This window comes from Ferrovibrio sp. (genome assembly GCF_965278975.1).
Taxonomy (GTDB): Bacteria; Pseudomonadota; Alphaproteobacteria; order Ferrovibrionales; family Ferrovibrionaceae; genus Ferrovibrio.
In genome coordinates this window covers 326,247-344,133 of the sequence record NZ_OZ257126.1, presented here as the reverse complement: position 1 = coordinate 344,133, position 17,887 = coordinate 326,247, and the positions used below count along the sequence as shown (strand labels likewise).

14 protein-coding genes are annotated in these 17,887 nt (G+C 64.9%); 9 read left to right on the top strand and 5 right to left on the bottom strand.

The annotated features are described in order from the left end of the window. Positions 1 to 27: 27 nt before the first annotated feature. Both dapD and ACQY7X_RS01625 read right to left on the bottom strand, forming a co-directional pair. Positions 28 to 885 (bottom strand): 2,3,4,5-tetrahydropyridine-2,6-dicarboxylate N-succinyltransferase, encoded by an 858-nt coding sequence (dapD, locus tag ACQY7X_RS01630; protein ID WP_428248097.1) that lies wholly within the window; start codon positions 883 to 885, stop codon positions 28 to 30. Positions 886 to 952: 67 nt separating this feature from the next. Then, positions 953 to 1,690, bottom strand: a complete 738-nt coding sequence (locus tag ACQY7X_RS01625; RefSeq protein ID WP_428248096.1) for a pyrimidine 5'-nucleotidase — start codon at positions 1,688 to 1,690, stop codon at positions 953 to 955. Positions 1,691 to 1,773: 83 nt separating this feature from the next. On the opposite strand from ACQY7X_RS01625, the gene ACQY7X_RS01620 reads away from it, so the two are divergent. Then, positions 1,774 to 3,063: a sensor domain-containing diguanylate cyclase gene (locus ACQY7X_RS01620; protein ID WP_428248095.1), complete on the top strand. Its 1,290-nt coding sequence runs from the start codon at positions 1,774 to 1,776 to the stop codon at positions 3,061 to 3,063. Next, on the top strand, positions 3,063 to 4,322 hold the full coding sequence (locus ACQY7X_RS01615; protein WP_428248094.1) for a DUF2336 domain-containing protein: 1,260 nt from the start codon (positions 3,063 to 3,065) through the stop codon (positions 4,320 to 4,322). The genes ACQY7X_RS01620 and ACQY7X_RS01615 overlap by 1 nt, the downstream gene beginning before the upstream one ends. Before the next feature lie 13 nt (positions 4,323 to 4,335). On the opposite strand, the gene ACQY7X_RS01610 is transcribed toward ACQY7X_RS01615, so the two are convergent. Continuing rightward, positions 4,336 to 5,637 carry a Y-family DNA polymerase gene (locus ACQY7X_RS01610; protein ID WP_428248093.1) on the bottom strand — a complete coding sequence of 434 codons (1,302 nt, stop codon included), beginning with the start codon at positions 5,635 to 5,637 and terminating at the stop codon, positions 4,336 to 4,338. Between the two features lie 242 nt (positions 5,638 to 5,879). On the opposite strand from ACQY7X_RS01610, the gene ACQY7X_RS01605 reads away from it, so the two are divergent. The 7 genes from ACQY7X_RS01605 to ACQY7X_RS01575 all read left to right on the top strand — a co-directional run bounded on the left by ACQY7X_RS01605 (position 5,880) and on the right by ACQY7X_RS01575 (position 15,101). After that, the gene (locus ACQY7X_RS01605) at positions 5,880 to 6,683 is read left to right on the top strand and encodes an ABC transporter ATP-binding protein (protein ID WP_428248092.1); all 804 of its coding nucleotides are present in this window, start codon (positions 5,880 to 5,882) and stop codon (positions 6,681 to 6,683) included. Continuing rightward, the gene (locus tag ACQY7X_RS01600) at positions 6,680 to 7,453 is read left to right on the top strand and encodes an ABC transporter permease (protein WP_428248091.1); all 774 of its coding nucleotides are present in this window, start codon (positions 6,680 to 6,682) and stop codon (positions 7,451 to 7,453) included. Before ACQY7X_RS01605 ends, ACQY7X_RS01600 begins: the two co-directional genes overlap by 4 nt. 44 nt (positions 7,454 to 7,497) lie before the next feature. Continuing rightward, entirely contained in the window at positions 7,498 to 8,973 is a 1,476-nt protein-coding gene (gene xdhA / locus ACQY7X_RS01595) for a xanthine dehydrogenase small subunit (protein ID WP_428248090.1), read from the top strand. Continuing rightward, entirely contained in the window at positions 8,970 to 11,294 is a 2,325-nt protein-coding gene (gene xdhB / locus ACQY7X_RS01590) for a xanthine dehydrogenase molybdopterin binding subunit (protein WP_428248089.1), read from the top strand. Before xdhA ends, xdhB begins: the two co-directional genes overlap by 4 nt. Beyond that, on the top strand, positions 11,291 to 12,088 hold the full coding sequence (gene xdhC, locus ACQY7X_RS01585; RefSeq protein WP_428248088.1) for a xanthine dehydrogenase accessory protein XdhC: 798 nt from the start codon (positions 11,291 to 11,293) through the stop codon (positions 12,086 to 12,088). Before xdhB ends, xdhC begins: the two co-directional genes overlap by 4 nt. 114 nt (positions 12,089 to 12,202) lie before the next feature. After that, positions 12,203 to 13,192, top strand: a complete 990-nt coding sequence (locus tag ACQY7X_RS01580; RefSeq protein WP_428248087.1) for an NAD(P)H-dependent flavin oxidoreductase — start codon at positions 12,203 to 12,205, stop codon at positions 13,190 to 13,192. A 4-nt stretch (positions 13,193 to 13,196) separates the two neighbouring features. Further along, on the top strand, positions 13,197 to 15,101 hold the full coding sequence (locus tag ACQY7X_RS01575) for a propionyl-CoA synthetase (RefSeq protein WP_428248086.1): 1,905 nt from the start codon (positions 13,197 to 13,199) through the stop codon (positions 15,099 to 15,101). 157 nt (positions 15,102 to 15,258) lie between these two features. Here ACQY7X_RS01575 and ACQY7X_RS01570 read toward each other — a convergent pair whose 3' ends face one another. Further along, on the bottom strand, positions 15,259 to 15,663 hold the full coding sequence (locus ACQY7X_RS01570) for a hypothetical protein (protein WP_428248085.1): 405 nt from the start codon (positions 15,661 to 15,663) through the stop codon (positions 15,259 to 15,261). Between the two features lie 23 nt (positions 15,664 to 15,686). Continuing rightward, positions 15,687 to 17,885, bottom strand: a complete 2,199-nt coding sequence (locus tag ACQY7X_RS01565) for a primosomal protein N' (protein WP_428248084.1) — start codon at positions 17,883 to 17,885, stop codon at positions 15,687 to 15,689. Positions 17,886 to 17,887 lie beyond the last annotated feature (2 nt).

Here is a 17,887-nt window from a genome sequence, read left to right as displayed (position 1 = left end):
AGCACCCGGACAAGTCATCCCGGCAATTTAGTCGCGCAGCAGCTCGTTGATGGATGTCTTCGAGCGGGTCTGGGCGTCCACGCGCTTGACGATCACGGCGCAGGACAGCGACGGGCCCGGCTCGCCATTGGCCAGCGGCTTGCCCGGCAGGTTGCCCGGCACCACCACGGAATAGGCCGGCACGCGGCCGAACAGCACTTCGCCGGTGGCGCGGTCGACGATCTTGGTGGTGGCCGAGATGAACACACCCATGGAAAGCACGGCGCCTTCTTCCACGATCACGCCTTCCACCACTTCGGAGCGCGCGCCGATGAAGCAGTTATCCTCGATGATCACCGGCGCCGCCTGCAGCGGTTCCAGCACGCCGCCGATGCCGACGCCGCCGGAAAGATGCACATTCTTTCCGATCTGGGCGCAGGAGCCGACGGTGGCCCAGGTATCCACCATGGTGCCGCTGTCGACATAGCCGCCGACATTCACGAAGCTCGGCATCAGCACCACGTTCGGCGCGATGAAGGCGGAACGGCGCACTACGGCACCCGGCACGGCCCGGAAGCCGGCGGCGCGGAAACGCTGCTCGTTCCAGCCGGCGAATTTCGACGGCACCTTGTCAAACCAGTTGGCACCACCCGGGGCATCCGAGATCAGCATGTTATCGTAGAGGCGGAAGGACAGCAGGATCGCCTTCTTGGCCCATTCCTGGGCCTTCCACTGGCCGTCAACCTTCATTGCCGCGCGCACGGTGCCGGCATCCATCGCCTCCAGCGTGCTTTCCACCGCGTCGCGCACTTCGCCCTTGGTGGCGGTGTTGATATCGGCGCGCGCCTCCCAGGCGGCGTCGATGACGGGCTGAAGCTGGCGCGCGAGAGTGGCGGCGTCGGTCATGGCGGGCATCCTTGAACTTAGAGTCTGCGCTTGAAGCCGCGTGACAATAACCGGCGAGGCGGGGGCGTCAACCTTTAGCTGGATTGGCTTTAGCCGGACTGGCTTCAGCCGGATTGGCATCCTTGATCAGAAGCGCACTCAGGAAGGCGGTCAGGTCCGGGGCGACATGGTGGATATGGGCGGCTTCATCCGGGCCGGGCTGCGCCCAGTCGGAGCGGGTCGGCACCCAGATCGTGGCCATGCCCAGCCGGGCCGCCGGTGCCAGATTGCGCGCCATATCTTCCACCATCGTTGCCCGGGTCGGCTCCACGCCATGTTCGGCCAGCAGCTTGGCATAGGGTTCGGGCCGTGGCTTGGGCAGATAGTCGGAGGCGACGATGTCGAACACCGCCTCGAAGCAATCAGCGATACCGAGCCGGCCCATCACCCGTTCGGCATGGGCCACCGTGCCGTTGGTGAAGATCAGTTTGCGACCGGGCAGGGCTTGCAGGGTGGCGCGCAATTCGGGGAGGTGCGGCAATGGCGAGAGGTCGATGTTGTGCACATAGCCCAGGAATTCGGCCGGATCGACGCCGTGGTCCACCATCAGGCCGCGCAGTGTGGTCCCATGCTGCTGGAAGAAGCCCTTCTGCCGCCGCTTGGCCTCCACGGCATCTACATCGAACAGCCGCGAGATGAACTCGCCCATGCGGCGGTCGATCTGGGCGAACAGGTCGCAATCCGCCGGGTACAGCGTATTGTCGAGATCGAAGAGCCAGGTTTCCGTGGCGGCGAGGCGGGCGGGATCGGGTGTGGTGGTCAGCATGGCGGCAAAATATGCCGAAGCGCGCCCGATGACGAGGCCCGGGCAACACGGCTATAAACAACCCCGGAGAGCATGGGGCGCCAATGGAAGCCGATACTTTCGCACTTGCAGGCATGGGGACGGGTCTGAACCCGGAGGCCCTGGTTCCGGTATTCCCGGGACCGGCGGCGGTTTTCGATGAAAACGGTGCTGTGCTGCAGGCCAACCGCGCTGCCGCGCCGTTGCTTGAAGCCCTGGCCGCTGACCAGCTTGTGGCTCTCGCTGCCGCGCTGGATGCCTCGCTGGCTGATGCCCTGCCGCGCCAGGAAAAAGCTGATCTGCCGGGCCTGCGTGGCGGCACTGCCTTGCAGGTGACGCTGCTGCCATACGGCCAATCCCAGGGGCAGGCAGTGTCGCGCCTGCTGCTGCTGGCCCGCGATACCACGCTGGAACGCAACCTGCTGCAGGCATTGATGCAGTCGCGTCAGCTTTTCCGCGATCTGGTTGCCTGCTCCTCGGAATTCGCCTGGGAAACCAAGCCCGATGGCCGCTTCGGCTTTGTCTCGCCGCGTGGCGCGCTGGGCTACAGCGCGCGCGAACTGGAAGGCCGCCGGCCGGAAGATTTCACCGCCCCGGATGCCCCTGAAACGCCGCGCCCCAGCCTGTGGCCGTTCGAGGCGGCAACCCCGCCGGATGCCGTGGAAGTATTTCTCTGCCGCAAGGATGGCAGCATCGGTTGTTTCGAGGTTTCAAGTGTGGCGGTGCGCGACGCCAAGGGTGAGTTCGCCGGCGCGCGTGGCGTGGCCCGCGATGTCACCGAGGCGCGCGAGCGGCTGGAGGCTTTGCGCCGCGCGCATAAGACACTCAACACGCTGGCCAATACCGATGGCCTCACCGGCCTGCTCAATCGGCGCGCTTTCCTGGGCGAACTGGACAAGCGCCTGGCGCGGCATTTCCGCAACCGGCTCACTGGCACGCTGATCTATTTCGACCTCGACAACTTCAAGAAGGTCAACGACGTGCATGGCCACCAGGCCGGCGATGAAGTGCTGAAGGCGGTGGCCGAGGCGGTGCGCAAGGGCCTGCGCGTGGTCGATCTGGCCTCGCGCATCGGCGGCGATGAATTCCTGCTCTGGCTGGAGGAAACCGGCCGCGACAGCGCCGCCTCGATGGCGGCGCGCCTCACCGATGCGGCAGCGGAAATCAACAAGCAATGGGGTGTGGAGGGCTTCCCGCTCGGCCTGTCCATCGGCGCGGTATTCGCGCGGCTGGATGCGCCGGAGAATGCGGAAGCCCTGGTGGCGCGCGCCGATGCGGCGATGTATGTCGCCAAGAAGGGCGGCAAGGGCCGCACTCATATCGCCGAATATGTCGAGGAAGGCGGACAAGCGTAATGGAGTATGATCGCGCCAAGGAACTTGCGGCGTCACCTGATCCCGCCGTGCGACTGGAACTGGCGCAGCGCCAGGATGTGCGCCCGGAGATCCTGTATTTCCTTGCCATCGATGAAGCCGCCGATGTGCGCCGCGCCATCGCGGCGAATGTGGCAACGCCGAGCCAGGCGCATCTTTTGCTGGCCAACGACGCCGACGAGGAAGTGCGTGCCGAGCTTGCCGACAAGGTGGCGCGGCTGCTGCCCAATATGCCGGAGGATGAGGCCGGGGCGGCCCGCGACTATGCGGTGCAGACCGTGGAATTGCTGGCGCGTGACGAACTGACCCGCATCCGCGCCATTCTTTCCGAGGCGCTGAAATCGGCGGTGAACGTTCCGCATCATGTGGTGAAACAGCTCGCACTGGATGTGGAGCTGATCGTCTCCGCGCCGGTGTTGGAATTCTCGCCGCTGCTGACCGATGAGGATCTGCGCGAGATCGTCGAAGGTGCGGCACAGTCCGGCGCCTTGTCGGCCATCGCCCGCCGCGTCGGCCTGTCGTCGGGCGTCTCCGATGCCATCGTCGCCACCCGCGATGTCTCGGCGGTGGCTGCGCTGCTGGCGAATGATTCGGCGCAGATCCGCGAGGAGACACTGGATCTCATCCTTGATGCCGCGCCGAGCGTGGAGGCCTGGCATGAACCGCTGGTGCAGCGCCCGAATCTGCCGGGTGCGGCGGCCAAGCGCATCGCCGGTTTCGTGGCGCAGTCGCTGCTCACCCGCCTGATGGCGCGTACGGATCTGCCCGCCGAGGCTTTGGCCGAGATCAAGACCGTGATGCAGAAACGCCTGCATGTTGCCCTGCCCGAGGAGCCGGCAGCGGAAGCGCCGCGCGAGACAGCGAAGGAAAAGGACAAAGACGGCGGTGCAGCGATGGCCGAGGCAGAGGCTGCGGTGAAGAAGCTGCTCAAGATGAACAAGCTGGATAACGACGTGGTGCAGGATGCCATCGAGCGGCTGGACCGCAACTTCGTGCTCCAGGCGCTCGCACAGGCCGGCAAGGCGCCGCTGCCGGTGGTGCAGCGCGCACTGGAAACCCGCAATGGCAGGCTGATCAGCGCCCTGGTCTGGCGTGCCAAGTTCAGCATGCGCACGGCGGTGATGGTGCAGCGGGATATCGCCAAGGTGCCGCCGAAGCAGATGCTGAACGCCCGCAACGGCACCGACTATCCGCTCGGCAAAGGCGAGATGGAAGAACAGCTCAAGGTGCTGGGGCTCTAGGGCAGACCCTAAACTATTCCTTGAATTCGGCGCGGTCCGGGATGCGGTTGAACGCGATCTTGGCGCCCATGAACTGACCCGCATCGCCTTTGCCGGGCAGTGGGCCGATATGCACCGTGTCGCGCTTGTATTTGGCATTCAGCGTGTCGATTGCTTTGGCCAGCTTCACGCGTTTCTCGCTCAAGGCCGGATCAGCCTCGAAGCCGCTGCCACCGCCGAACAGGTCACCGGTGGTTTCGCCTTCCGGCACCAGATCGGTCAGTGCCACGCCCACCTTGCGCAGGCGGCGGCCTTGATCGGCCTGGCTTTCCACCAGCATGCGGCGCCACAGGCGGTCCACCGCATCCAGCACCACAAAGCTGTCCTGGGTTTCGGTGAGGCGGAAATCGGCAGACCATTTCTCTTGCTCCCGGTCGTCGAAGCGCACCGAGAGATGCAGCAGGCGGGCGACACAGCCGATGCGCCGTACCCGCGTGGCAGCTTTCGCCGCCAATCGGCGCGCCACACCTTGCGCCATATGTTCGGGCCGCATGGCGGGCGGCAGCACATGGCTGTGGCTCACGCTATGGCGACCCTCGGCCGCCCGATGCACGATTTCGCCACGCAGTTCGCGCCAGAACATCTCGCCGCCAACCCCGCCCCAGATGCGGCGGGCCTCGCGCGGCCCCAGCTCCCACAATGTCGGTACGCTATCAACGCCGGCATTCAGCAGCCGGGTCTCCATATTGGCGCCGATGCCCGGCAGGTCGCGCGGCTTCAGCTTGAACAGCGGCCCCGGCAGATCGGCGGCTTCCAGCACGGTGAGGCCATCGGGCTTCTTCAGGTCACCCGCCACTTTGGCCAGGAAGGCATTCGGCGCGATGCCGATGGAGCAGCGCACATGTTCGCCGATATTCTGGCGCAGGCCGGCCTTGATCCGCCCAGCCAGGGCAATGGCCTCCGATTTCAGTTTCTCGCGCCCCATCAACTCGCAGGCCATTTCGTCGATGGAGCCGACTTTGGCCACCGGGATATGGCGGTCGATCTCATCCAGGATGCGGTGGTGATACTCAACATAGACATCATGCCGTGCCGGCACGATCAGGATGCCGGGGCAGCGCCGCTTGGCCTCCCAGATTGGCGTGCCGGTGCGGATGCCATAGGCCTTGGCTTCGTAGCTGGCGGCGATGGCTGAGGTGGTGTCGGTCATCACCGGGGAGACCACCACCGGGCGACCGCGCAGGCGCGGCTGTTCCTGCTGCTCCACGCTGGCGAAGTAGCTGTTGAAGTCGATATAGAGCCAGTTAAGGCTCGACTCCGCCCAGGCCGGTTTCATGCCCGGACTCTCCTGCCTCCCGGCAGGCCGGTCAACCGGAATTCGTACAGAAAAAGAACATTTGTCGGATTAGAGAGAACATTGCCGTTTTCGCAGGCAGCCGGCCAATCGCATAAAAATTGCCCAAGAAATGTTTACACTTCCGCGTCCGGCATGCTTACAATCCGTGCTTGTGTGCAGCGCAATATGAGGGGGCAAGGCATGGCGCAGCGGTATCCCACCCGGCAGGGCGGGGACATTTGATGCAGGACAGCACTGGCTCTGCCTTCGTCACCCTCGATAAGGTTTCGCTCGTCTACCAGCAGGCGGAAACCTCCACCCTGGCGGTCGAGGATCTCACCCTCGGTATCAAGAAGGGCGAATTCGTTGCCGTGGTCGGCCCGTCCGGCTGTGGCAAGTCCACGCTGATGAAGCTGGTTACAGGCCTGATGCCGGCCACCAAGGGCGCCATCAGCATCGACGGCAAGGGCGTGAAGGGCCCGACGCCGGGCGTCGGCATGGCCTTCCAGAATTCCACCCTGCTGCCGTGGCGTTCCACCATCGACAACGTGATGCTGCCGCTGGAGATCGTGGCGCCGCACAAGCACCAGCTCCGCCGCGAGCGCGACCGCTATGTCGCCCGCGCCATGAACCTGCTGCGCACCGTTTCCTTGCATGAATTCGCCGACAAGTTCCCCTGGCAGCTTTCCGGCGGCATGCAGCAGCGCGCCAATGTCTGCCGCGCCATCATCCACGACCCCAGCCTCTTGATGCTCGACGAGCCGTTTGGTGCGCTCGATGCCTTCACCCGCGAGGAATTGTGGGGCGTGATGCAGAAGCTGTGGATGGAGCGGCAGTTCACCGCCATCCTGATCACCCATGATCTGCGCGAAGCGGTGTTCCTCGCCGACCGTGTCTTCGTGATGAGCAAGCGGCCTGGCCGCATCATCTATGAGCGCGTGGTGGACATTCCCCGCCCGCGTACGCTCGACACTACCTTCGAGCCGCATTTCGGCGAGATCGTGCATGAACTGCGCGAGCGTATCATGGAGGTCAAGCACTCATGAACCGCGAGAAGATCATTCTCCGCCTGATGCCCTGGGCCGTCACCATCGGCCTGTTCGTGATCTGGGAACTCGCCTGCCTGGTCACGGGTGTGGCCGAATTCGTGCTGCCGGCCCCTACCTCGGTATGGGCTGCCACGGTGAAATTCGCGCCGCAGATTCTGCATCACTCGCTGCAGACGCTCTACACCACCACCGCCGGCTTCATCCTTGCGGTGGTTGGCGGCATGCTGCTGGGCGTGTTCATAGGTGCTTCCAAGCTGGTCTATACCGGCCTCTACCCGGTGCTGGTCGGCTTCAACTCGATCCCCAAGGTGGCCATCGTGCCGGTGCTGGTGATCTGGTTCGGCATCGGTACGATCCCGGCCATCATCACCGCCTTCGTGATTTCCTTCTTCCCCATCGTGGTGAATGTGGCCACCGGCCTTGCCACCATCGAGCCGGAACTGCGCGACGTGCTGCGCTGCCTCGGCGCCACGCGCACGGAAATCCTGTTCAAGATCGGCATCCCGCGCGCCATGCCCTATCTCTTCGCCTCGCTGAAGATCGCCATCACGCTTGCCTTCGTCGGCTCGGTGATCGCGGAAACCGTGGCGTCGAACGAAGGCATCGGCTACCTGATGCTGTCGGCATCGTCGAGCTACAATGTGCCGCTGGTCTTTGCAGGCCTGGTGGTTGTCGGTATCATGGGCGTGCTGATGTATGCTGTTGCCGCGGCCTTTGAGCGCCGGATGACCGGCTGGGCCTTCCGTGGCAGCGACCTGATGACGTAAGCCGGGCCTGAGGCCAGCAGCCTCGGGCGGAAGGAGCGGACGGGATGCCGGAAACGGTACGCTTCCTGCTGCGTGGCGAAGTGGTGACGGTGGGACCTGAATTGCCCCACACCACCACGGTCCTCGATTATCTGCGACTCAAGCAGCGCCTCTGCGGCACCAAGGAAGGCTGCGCCGAAGGCGATTGCGGTGCCTGTACCGTGGCCGTCGCCGATCTCGACGGAGACAAACTGCGCTACCGTGCCGTCAATAGCTGCATCCAACTGGTCGGCCAGCTCGATGGCAAGGCGTTGGTCACGGTCGAGGACCTGGCCCCTGATGAACCTGGGGGCGATGCGCTGCATCCGGTGCAGCAGGCGATGGTCGATTGCCATGGGTCGCAATGCGGCTTCTGCACGCCCGGCTTTGTGATGAGCCTGTTCGCGCATTACAAAACCGGCACGCCGACCGATACCGACAGCCTCTGCGATACGCTGGCCGGCAATCTCTGCCGCTGCACCGGCTATCGCCCGATCCTGGAAGCCGGCCAGACGATGGGAGCCGCACCAGACAGATTCTCGGCGCTGGAAGCCGCCTGGATCGGTAAGCTCAAGGGCCTGAAGCGCCGCGAGGGCTTGCGCCAGGAGACGCCAGCGGGTCGCTTCCTGGCGCCGATCAGCCTGGATGAATTGATGACGTTGCTGCGCGGCGTCGATTGGGATGATACCTGGGTGCTCGGCGGTGGCACCGATGTCGGCCTGTGGATCACCAAGCAGCATCGTCGCATCGGCACGATCCTGCATCTGGGCCAGATTGCGGCACTCAAGCGGGTGGAAATCCTGCCCGATGAAGTGAGCATCGGCGCCTCGGTCACCTATACAGATGCCATGCCGGCGATTGCCGCGCTGCATCCCGATTTTGCCGCCATGGTGCGGCGCCTCGGCTCGGTGCAGATCCGCAATGCCGGCACCATCGGCGGCAATATCGCCAATGGTTCGCCGATTGGCGACAGCATGCCGCCGCTGATCGCGCTGGGCGCGCGGCTGCAATTGCTCAGCCCGGGTGGTGAACGCTTCCTGCCGTTGGATGAATTCTTCCTCGGCTACCGCAAGACCTATCTGCGCCCGCGCGGTGTTGTCGCCAAGGTGATCGTGCCGCGCCCGGGGCCGGAATCGCGCTTCGCGGTCTACAAGCTGTCCAAGCGGTTGGATCAGGATATCTCCGCCGTGCTCGGGGCTTTCCATGTCATCATGGAAGGCAACCGCATCGCTTCGGCGCGGATCGCCTATGGCGGCATGGCCGCGATTCCGCAGCGGGCGCATGCCGCCGAACTGGCTCTGCAAGGCCAGAAGTTGACGACGGAAGCAGTGGAGCCTGCCGTGGCCGCGCTGGCGCAGGATTTCACCCCGATGAGCGACATGCGGGCATCGGCGCGCTACCGCCTGCTGGCGGCGCAGAACCTGCTGCGCAAATTCGCCGCCGAGCAGCAGACGGGAGCGCAGATTCGGATCGAGGCACCAATCGAACAGGTGGCCGAATGACCCGGGTTGTTGCCAAGCCGTTGAAGCATGACAGTGCCGCCAAGCATGTTGCCGGCAGCGCGCGCTATATCGATGACCTGGCCGAGCCGGAAGGCTGCCTGCATGGCGCGCTGCACATGGCCAGCATTGCCCATGGCCGCATCAAATCGATTGATCTCTCGGCGGCGCGGGCATTGCCCGGCGTGGTGGATGTGATCACGGTGGCCGATGTGCCGGGTGATCCCGATATCGCGCCGGTATTTCCCGGTGATCCGGTACTGGCGCAGGAGACGATCCAATTTCACGGCCAGCCGGTGGCCGCCATCGTTGCCCGCGACCTGCATACGGCGCGGGCGGCGGCGCGCTTGGTTAAGGTGGAATACGAGGAACTGCCGCCGTTGCTCTCGGTGGCGGAAGCCATCGAACACCAGGCCTGGGTCGGTGAGCCGCTGACCATGCGCCAGGGCGATGCCGTGGCCGCCATTGCCGCCGCGCCACACCGGCTCACGGGCGAACTCAATCTCGGCGGCCAGGATCATTTCTACCTCGAAGGCCAGATCAGCATGGCGCAGCCATCGGAAGATGGTGACGTGCATGTCTGGTGCTCGACGCAGCATCCCTCCGAGGTGCAGAAGCTGGTGGCGCGCGTGCTGGCGCGGCCGATCCACGCCGTTGCCGTGGAATGTCGCCGCATGGGTGGCGGGTTCGGCGGCAAGGAAACCCAGGCCGCGCAATTCGCCAGCTTGGCCGCGATCTTTGCCACGCGCACCAAGCGGCCGGTGAAATTCCGCCTCGACCGCGACGAGGACATGATCGCCACCGGCAAGCGCCATGATTTCCTAGTGCGCTACGATGTCGGCTTTGATGATGAAGGCCGCATCCTCGGTTATGACGTGACGCTGGCCGGGCGCGGCGGTTCCTCGCCGGATTTGACCAACGCGGTGGTCGACCGCGCCATGTTCCATGCCGATTCCAGCTATTTCCTGCCCGATGTGCGCATCACCGGCCTGCGCTGCAAGACCAACACGGTGTCGAACACGGCATTTCGCGGCTTCGGCGGCCCGCAGGGCATGGCTGCTACCGAATATGTGATCGACCAGATCGCGCGCTATCTCAAGCGCGATGCGCTGGATGTGCGGCTGCTCAATCTCTATGGCACGACAGAGCGCAATGTCACGCCCTATGGGCAGACCATCCGCGACAATATCCTGCCCGACCTGCTGCCCGAACTGATCGAGTCATCCGATTACCGCCGCCGCCGCGCCGAGATCGATGCCTTCAATGCCGCCAGCCCCTATCTCAAGAAGGGCCTGGCTATCGTGCCGGTGAAATTCGGCATCTCTTTCACCACCAGCTTTCTCAACCAGGCCGGTGCGTTGGTGCTGATCTACGAGGACGGCTCGGTGCAGCTCAATCATGGCGGCACCGAGATGGGGCAGGGGCTATATATCAAGGTGGCGCAGGTGGTGGCGGAAGTGCTGGGCCTGAAACCCGAGGCCATACGCATCACCGCCACGCGCACCGACAAGGTGCCGAATACCTCGGCCACGGCGGCCTCTTCCGGCGCCGATCTCAATGGCAAGGCAGCCGAGGATGCGGCACTGATTCTGCGCGGCCGGCTGGCCGAGGTGGCGGCAGCAAAGTTCGGCGTGCCGGCGGAAGCGGTGGTGTTTGCCGACGGCATGGTCAGCGGTGGCGGGCAGTCATTGCCATTTGCCGAGATCGCGCATCATGCCTATCTGCAGCGCGTGCCGCTTTCCGCCAACGGCTTCTATGCCACGCCGGGTCTGAGCTTCGACCGCAAGACCGCCAGCGGTACGCCATTCTACTATTTCGCCTATGGCGCGGCGGTGACCGAGGCACTGATCGATACCCTGACGGGCGAATACCGTTTTCCGCGTGCCGACCTGCTGCATGATTGCGGCACCAGCCTGAACCCGGCGATTGACCGCGGTCAGGTCGAGGGTGGCTATCTCCAGGGTCTTGGCTGGCTGACCATGGAAGAATTGTGGTGGGATGAAAAAGGCCGGCTGCGCACCCATGCGCCCAGCACCTACAAAATCCCGACGGCGCGTGACCTGCCCAGTGACTTCCGTGTGCAGCTGGTGTCGGGCCGGGCCAATCCGGCCGATACGATCTTCCGCTCCAAGGCAGTAGGTGAACCGCCCTTCCTGCTCGGGGTTTCCGCCTGGCTGGCGCTGAAAGATGCCGTCGCCGCCGTGGGCGATCATCGCGTGCTGCCTGATCTCGATGCACCGGCAACGCCGGAGCGCGTGCTGCTGGCGGTGGAGGCTTTGCGCGGTAAGCTGGCGGCAAAGCCGGAACAGGCGGCAGCAAAATGAGCGAGTGGCTCAACCGGCTGATCACGCTGGAACAGCTTAACGTCCCCTGCGTGCTGGTGACGGTGGCGGTGGTGGATGGCTCGGCACCGCGCGAGGCTGGTGCCAAGATGGTGGTGACGCTGGCGGAAAGCACCGGCAGCATTGGCGGCGGCGAACTGGAATTCCAGGCCATCCAGATCGCGCGCCGCATGCTGAAAGGGCGCACCGAACCGGCGCTCCGCCGCTTTCCGCTCGGTCCCGCACTCGGGCAATGCTGCGGCGGGCATGTGACGTTGCTGTTCGAGCCGCGCCAGGCGGAGAATTTCACCGTCGCCTTGTTCGGTGCCGGCCATGTCGGCCGCGCGCTGGCCAATATCCTCGGCACCCTGGCCTGCCGGGTGCGCTGGATCGATCCGCGCCCCGATGCCTTCCCGGACCATGTGGCACCGAATATCAGCGTCGAAGTGTCGCCCACGCCCGAGCGCGATGTGGCGTCCCTGCCCGATGGCGCCTGGGTGATCGTGATGACCCATAACCATGCGCTTGATCTGGGCATCGTCGCCCGCGCCTTGCAGGAAGGCCGCTTCGGCTATGTTGGGCTGATCGGCTCAGGCACCAAGCGGGCCCGGTTCGAGAAGCGTTTCCGCGAACTCGGCATCGCAGAGGAGCGGATTGCCGCGCTGGTCTGCCCCATCGGCATCGGCGGCATCACGGGCAAGCAGCCGGGTGAAATCGCCATTGCCGCAGCCGCCGATATCCTGCGCCGCCGCGAGGCCATGCTGGCCGGCCTGCCGCTGGAAGAAGCGGAAGCCTAGGCGCCGACCCGAGGACAGGGTGGCGTTTGCGGCCCGGCAGCGTTGCGCCCGCCCCGGGGCAGCCGTAACATTCAACCATAAACCCAGGAAACGCTGCTGCGAGGAGATGCCGCCATGTCCGTGCCCGCCTTGTTCAAGGGCCGTCTGTCGATCCCGGTGATCGGCTCGCCGATGTTCATTGCTTCGACGCCGGAACTGGTGATCGCGCAATGCAAGGCTGGCATCGTCGGCTCCTTCCCGGCGCTCAATGCACGGCCCAAGGAAGTGCTGGAAGACTGGCTGAAGCGCATTGCCGGTGAACTTGGCGACTATGCCGCCAAGCACCCGGACAAGCCGGTGGCGCCTTTTGCCGTGAACCAGATCGCGCATCATTCCAACGACCGCCTGATGCATGACGTGGAAATCTGCGTCAAGCACAAGGTGCCGATGTTCATCACCTCGCTGAAAGCGCCGGCGGAAGTGGTGCAGGCGGCGCACAGCTATGGTGGCATCGTGATGCATGACGTGATCAATGTGCGTCATGCCCGCAAGGCGATAGAAGCTGGTGTCGATGGCCTGATCCTGGTCTGCGCCGGGGCCGGCGGCCATGCCGGTACCCATTCGCCGTTTGCCCTGGTGTCGGAAGTGCGGCGCTTCTTCAAGGGAGCGATTGCGCTGTCCGGTGCGATCTCCAATGGCGCCCAGGTGCTGGCGGCCCAGGCCATGGGCGCCGATTTCGCCTATATCGGCACCCGCTTCCTCGCCACCGAGGAAGCCCATGTGGTGCCGGAATACAAGCAGATGCTGATCGAAAGCGCCGCCGCCGATATCGTCTACACCTCGCTGTTCTCCGGCGTGCAGGCCAATTACCTGAAGAAAAGTGTGGCCGCTTCCGGCCTCGATCCCGAGAACCTGCCCGAGGCCGACAAGAGCAAGATGAATTTCGGCTCGGAAGGCACCGGCCACAAGAAGGTCTGGCGCGATATCTGGAGTGCCGGCCAGGGCACCGGCACCATAGACGATGTGCTGCCGGTGGCTGATCTGGTGGCGCGCATGCGGCGCGAATACGATGCCGCCCGTGCTTCGCTCGCCGCCGGCGTGGCGGCGGCCCAGGCCGCGGAGTGATGCCATGACCCAGCGCTACAAGACCATTTATGCCGAATCCCAGAGCGATCCCATCGGCTATTGGCAGCGCCAGGCGCAGCGTGTGGCCTGGAGCAAGCCACATTATCAGGTGCTGGATGACAGCAACCCGCCCTTCTATCGCTGGTATCCCGGCGCTGAACTGAATACCTGCTACAACGCGCTGGACCGCCATATCGAGGCCGGCCATGGCAGCCGCGCCGCACTTATCTATGACAGCCCGGTCACCAACACAATCAAGAGCTACAGCTACAGCGAACTCCGCGAGCAGGTGGCCAAGTTGGCCGGTGCCATCCGTGCGCTGGGCGTAAAGCAGGGCGACCGCGTCATCATCTACATGGCGATGACGCCGGAAGCAGTGATCGCCATGCTGGCCTGTGCCCGCATCGGCGCGGTCCATTCGGTGGTGTTCGGCGGCTTCGCGCCGCGTGAACTCGCCACCCGCATCGATGATGCCAAGCCGGTGCTGATGATCGCCTCATCCTGCGGCCTGGAGCCGGGCCGGGTGGTGGAATACAAGCCGCTGCTGGATCAGGCCATCGAGATCGCGACCCATAAGCCGCAGGCCTGCCTGATCTTCCAGCGTCCGATGTGTCAGGCTGCGATGATTGCCGGCCGCGACCATGATTATGCCGCATCCCTGGCCGCTGCCGCCCCAGTGGATTGCGTGCCCGTTGCCGCCACCGACCCGCTCTATGTGCTCTATACCTCCGGCACCACCGGTATCCCCAAAGGCGTGGTACGCTCCAATGGCGGCCATGCCGTGGCGCTGCATTGGTCGATGGAGCATATCTATGGCGTGAAGCCCGGTGAGGTATTCTGGGCCGCCTCCGATGTCGGCTGGGTGGTCGGCCATTCCTATATCGTCTATGCCCCGCTGATCTTTGGCGCCACCTCGCTGCTCTATGAGGGCAAGCCGGTCGGCACGCCCGATGCCGGTGCCTATTGGCGCGTCATCCAGCAGCACAAGGTGGTGGCCCTGTTCACCGCGCCCACGGCCTTCCGCGCCATCAAGAAAGAGGACCCGCGCGGCGAACTGGTGAAGAAATACGATCTGTCCAATTTCCGCGCCCTGTTCCTGGCCGGTGAACGTGCCGACCCGGATACAGTGCATTGGGCCGAGGATATCCTGAAGAAGCCGGTGATCGATCATTGGTGGCAGACCGAAACCGGCTGGCCGGTCTCGGCCAATTTCATGGGCCTGGAATTGCTGCCGGTGAAGCATGGCTCGGCCACCTGCGCGGTGCCGGGCTATGACGTGCAGGTGCTGGATGATGATGGCCGCCAAGTGCCGGAAGCCGGCACCATCGGCAACATTGCGATCAAGCTGCCGCTGCCGCCGGGCTGCCTGCCGACATTGTGGAACAACGACGAGGGCTTCAAGAAAAGCTACCTCGCGCGTTTCCCCGGCTATTACAACACCGGCGATGCCGGCTTCATCGATGAAGATGGCTACATCTACATCATGAGCCGCACCGACGACATCATCAACGTTGCCGGTCATCGCCTTTCCACCGGCGGCATGGAGGAGGTGCTCTCGGCGCATCCCGATGTCGCCGAATGTGCCGTGGTGGGCGTGGCGGATCAGTTGAAGGGGCAGGTGCCGCTCGGCTTCGTGGTGCTGAAATCCGGCACCGCCAAGGCGGATGACCAGATCGTGCGCGAACTGGTGGGTCTGGTGCGTGAGAAGATCGGCCCGGTCGCCGCCTTCAAGCAGGCGGTGGTGGTGAAGCGGCTGCCGAAAACGCGTTCAGGCAAGATCCTGCGCGGCACCATGCAGAAGCTGGCCGATGCCCAGGAATTCCGCATGCCGGCGACGATCGACGACCCGGTGATCCTCACCGAGATCGAGCAGGCCCTGCAGCCGATCGGATATGCAAAGAAGGGGTAACTTCTTGGAGAAGCGCGGATCAGGTCCGCGCATGACGAGCCTATAAAAGCGTCATGCCCGGGCTTGACCCGGGCATCTCACGGATGGTCGGCCTTCGCCGACCATGACGATGCACTTTCTTGATAATTGCAGGTTAACGGTGACGGTTGGGCGCCCGTCACTCCCACTTGCGGAAGACGTCGACGAACTTCTCTTCGCCGCAGGCGATGAAATAGCCGCGACGTTCGCAATTCTCGGACTCACCCAGGCGTTTGCGCACGGCCTTCAGCGCGGGCAGCATTTCTTCCGCCATCTTCAGGTCGGTGAAGCGGAACACTTCACCTTCGGTGCGGGCGCCTTCGTAGATCACGCCGAGCCCGCTATCGGCAACGATCTGGTTGCGCGATTTCGGGTAGGTCTTCATGCCCTTCATGCTGCCGGTCTTATTGATGAAGCGCTCGAAATCCGAGATGCCGGTATGGCGCAGCATTGGCGCGGACTTGTCTTCCTTGCAGCCGGCGAGCAGCAGGATGGAAACAGCCAGGGCGGCGAGGGTGCGGGCGGAAGCGGGGATATTAAGCATGCTGCCGTTGTATAGATCGTTGGTTACAAAAAGCTATACGGATCGACGTCGACACTGAGTTTTACACCCGAGGGTAGCGTCACTTGGGATAGCCATACGCGCAGCAAGGCCGGAACGTCGATGCCGCGTTCGGCTTTCAGCAGCAGTCTTTCGCGGTGCCGGCCACGCAGGAAGCTCAATGGCGCCGGTGCCGGCCCCAGCACGCGCAGTTCCGGCCCCTGTGGCGCCCGGCGCGCCAGGTCCCGCCCGGCCTGGGTGACGCGGGCCTGATCGGGGCCGCTGACGATCAGCGCCGCCAGCCGGCCGAAGGGCGGCATGCCGCCGCGCCGCCGTTCATCCAGTTCTGCGGCCAGGAAGCCCTGGGTATCGCCGCGCGCCATCGCCGCCAGTACCGGATGCTCGGGCATGAAACTTTGCAGCAGCACGCGGCCGGGCCGTTCGGCGCGGCCGGCGCGGCCGGCCACCTGGGTCAGCAATTGCCAGGTGCGCTCGGCGGCGCGCGGATCGCCGCCGGCCAGGCCAAGGTCGGCATCGATCACGCCCACCAGGGTGAGCAGCGGGAAATGATGCCCCTTGGCGACGATCTGGGTGCCGATCAGGATGTCCACCTCGCGCCGTGCCACGCGTTCCAGCAATTCCACGATATGGCGCGGCGTGGTCATGGTGTCGGATGCCATCACTACCACGCGGGCGTCCGGGAACAGTTCCGCCGCTTCCTCGGCCAGGCGCTCGACGCCGGGGCCGCAGGGCTTGAAGCGGTCCGCCTCGCCGCAGGAGGGGCAGGCCTCAGGCTGGCGTGCCTGGAAGCCGCAATGATGGCAGAGCAGGCGGCCGCGCCCACGATGCTCCACCAGCCAGGCGGTGCAATTCGGGCATTGCAGGCGATGGCCGCAGGCGCCGCACAGCGTCAGCGGCGCATAGCCGCGCCGGTTCAGGAACAGCATCGCCTGTTCGCCCTGGGCCAGGGTCTCGCTCATCGCCAGTTGCAAGGCCGGGCTGATGAAACGCTGGCGCGAGATGCCCTGCTTGCGCATGTCGATGGCAGTGATTTCCGGCAGGCTGGCGCCGCCATGGCGTTCGGGCAGCGGCACATGGCGGTAGCGGCCACGCTTCACATTCTGCAAGGTTTCCAGGCTTGGTGTTGCCGAGGCCAGGATCACCGGGATGCCCTGATGCTTGGCGCGCACCACGGCCATGTCGCGGGCATTGTAGATGGCGCCTTCCTCCTGCTTGTAGGAGGCATCATGTTCCTCATCCACCACCACCAGGCCAAGATCGGCATAGGGCAGGAACAAAGCCGAGCGGGCGCCCACCACCACGCGGGCGCGGCCCGAGGCGATGGCACGCAGCGTCTCGGCACGGCGGCCCGGGCTCAATTCGGAATGCCAGGCCCAGGCCATCCCGGAGAAGCGGCGCTCGAAACGGTCGAGCCAGGCCTGCGTCAGGGCGATTTCCGGGATCAGCACCAGGCTCTGGCGGCCGAGCCGCAAAGCCTCGGCCACCGCCTCGAAATACACCTCGGTCTTGCCCGCACCGGTCACGCCTTCCAGCAGCAGCACGCTGTATTCGCGCGCCGCCACCGTCTGGCTTAATTGCGCGGCTGCCGCCTTCTGGCCGTCCGAAAGCATCGGTCCCGGCACATCGCCTGAGGGCTCTGTGTGGCGGCGGTCGCTCGAAACCGCGCGCTGCACCAGGGCGCCGGCCGTGGCCAGGCCGCGTACCACGCCAGGCGTGACGCCGGCGGCTTCGGCCAGGTCAGCTTGAGAGAGGCCGGGGCGCTCGCGGGCGATTTCCAGCACACGCTGGCGCGCCGCGCTCAGGCGCAATTCGGGCAGCTTTTCGGCGGCATCCAGCACAATGCGGCTCGGCGGTGGGCCGATCAGCGCATCGGGCATCGGCAGGCACATGCGCAGCACGGCGCCGGGCGGATTAAGCGTGTACTCGGCCATCCAGTCGATAAAGCCGCGCAGCGCCGGCTCCAGCGGTGGCATTTCCGTGAATACGGCCTGGATCGCTTTCACGGTTTTACCGGCAGCCAGCGGCTCTGCGGTGCCATCCCACACCACGCCTAAACTCTCGCGATTGCCCAGCGGCACGCGTACCAGCATGCCGGGCTGTGGCGCCTCCTGATTCGCCGGTGGCGCGTAACTCAAGGGCTGGCCGAGCGGCAGCGGCAGCAGCACGCGCAGAAGAGCGGGCGAGGGCATCGGCGGGCTGGCCATGG

Coding starts and splice junctions, on each gene's coding strand:
- ACQY7X_RS01565 (WP_428248084.1), bottom strand. CDS start 17,885: ATGGCCAGCCCGCCGATGCCCTCGCCCGCTCTTCTGCGCGTGCTGCTG.
- ACQY7X_RS01570 (WP_428248085.1), bottom strand. CDS start 15,663: ATGCTTAATATCCCCGCTTCCGCCCGCACCCTCGCCGCCCTGGCTGTT.
- ACQY7X_RS01575 (WP_428248086.1), top strand. CDS start 13,197: ATGACCCAGCGCTACAAGACCATTTATGCCGAATCCCAGAGCGATCCC.
- xdhC (WP_428248088.1), top strand. CDS start 11,291: ATGAGCGAGTGGCTCAACCGGCTGATCACGCTGGAACAGCTTAACGTC.
- ACQY7X_RS01610 (WP_428248093.1), bottom strand. CDS start 5,637: ATGAAACCGGCCTGGGCGGAGTCGAGCCTTAACTGGCTCTATATCGAC.
- xdhB (WP_428248089.1), top strand. CDS start 8,970: ATGACCCGGGTTGTTGCCAAGCCGTTGAAGCATGACAGTGCCGCCAAG.
- ACQY7X_RS01600 (WP_428248091.1), top strand. CDS start 6,680: ATGAACCGCGAGAAGATCATTCTCCGCCTGATGCCCTGGGCCGTCACC.
- ACQY7X_RS01625 (WP_428248096.1), bottom strand. CDS start 1,690: ATGCTGACCACCACACCCGATCCCGCCCGCCTCGCCGCCACGGAAACC.
- ACQY7X_RS01580 (WP_428248087.1), top strand. CDS start 12,203: ATGTCCGTGCCCGCCTTGTTCAAGGGCCGTCTGTCGATCCCGGTGATC.
- xdhA (WP_428248090.1), top strand. CDS start 7,498: ATGCCGGAAACGGTACGCTTCCTGCTGCGTGGCGAAGTGGTGACGGTG.
- ACQY7X_RS01615 (WP_428248094.1), top strand. CDS start 3,063: ATGGAGTATGATCGCGCCAAGGAACTTGCGGCGTCACCTGATCCCGCC.
- dapD (WP_428248097.1), bottom strand. CDS start 885: ATGACCGACGCCGCCACTCTCGCGCGCCAGCTTCAGCCCGTCATCGAC.
- ACQY7X_RS01605 (WP_428248092.1), top strand. CDS start 5,880: ATGCAGGACAGCACTGGCTCTGCCTTCGTCACCCTCGATAAGGTTTCG.
- ACQY7X_RS01620 (WP_428248095.1), top strand. CDS start 1,774: ATGGAAGCCGATACTTTCGCACTTGCAGGCATGGGGACGGGTCTGAAC.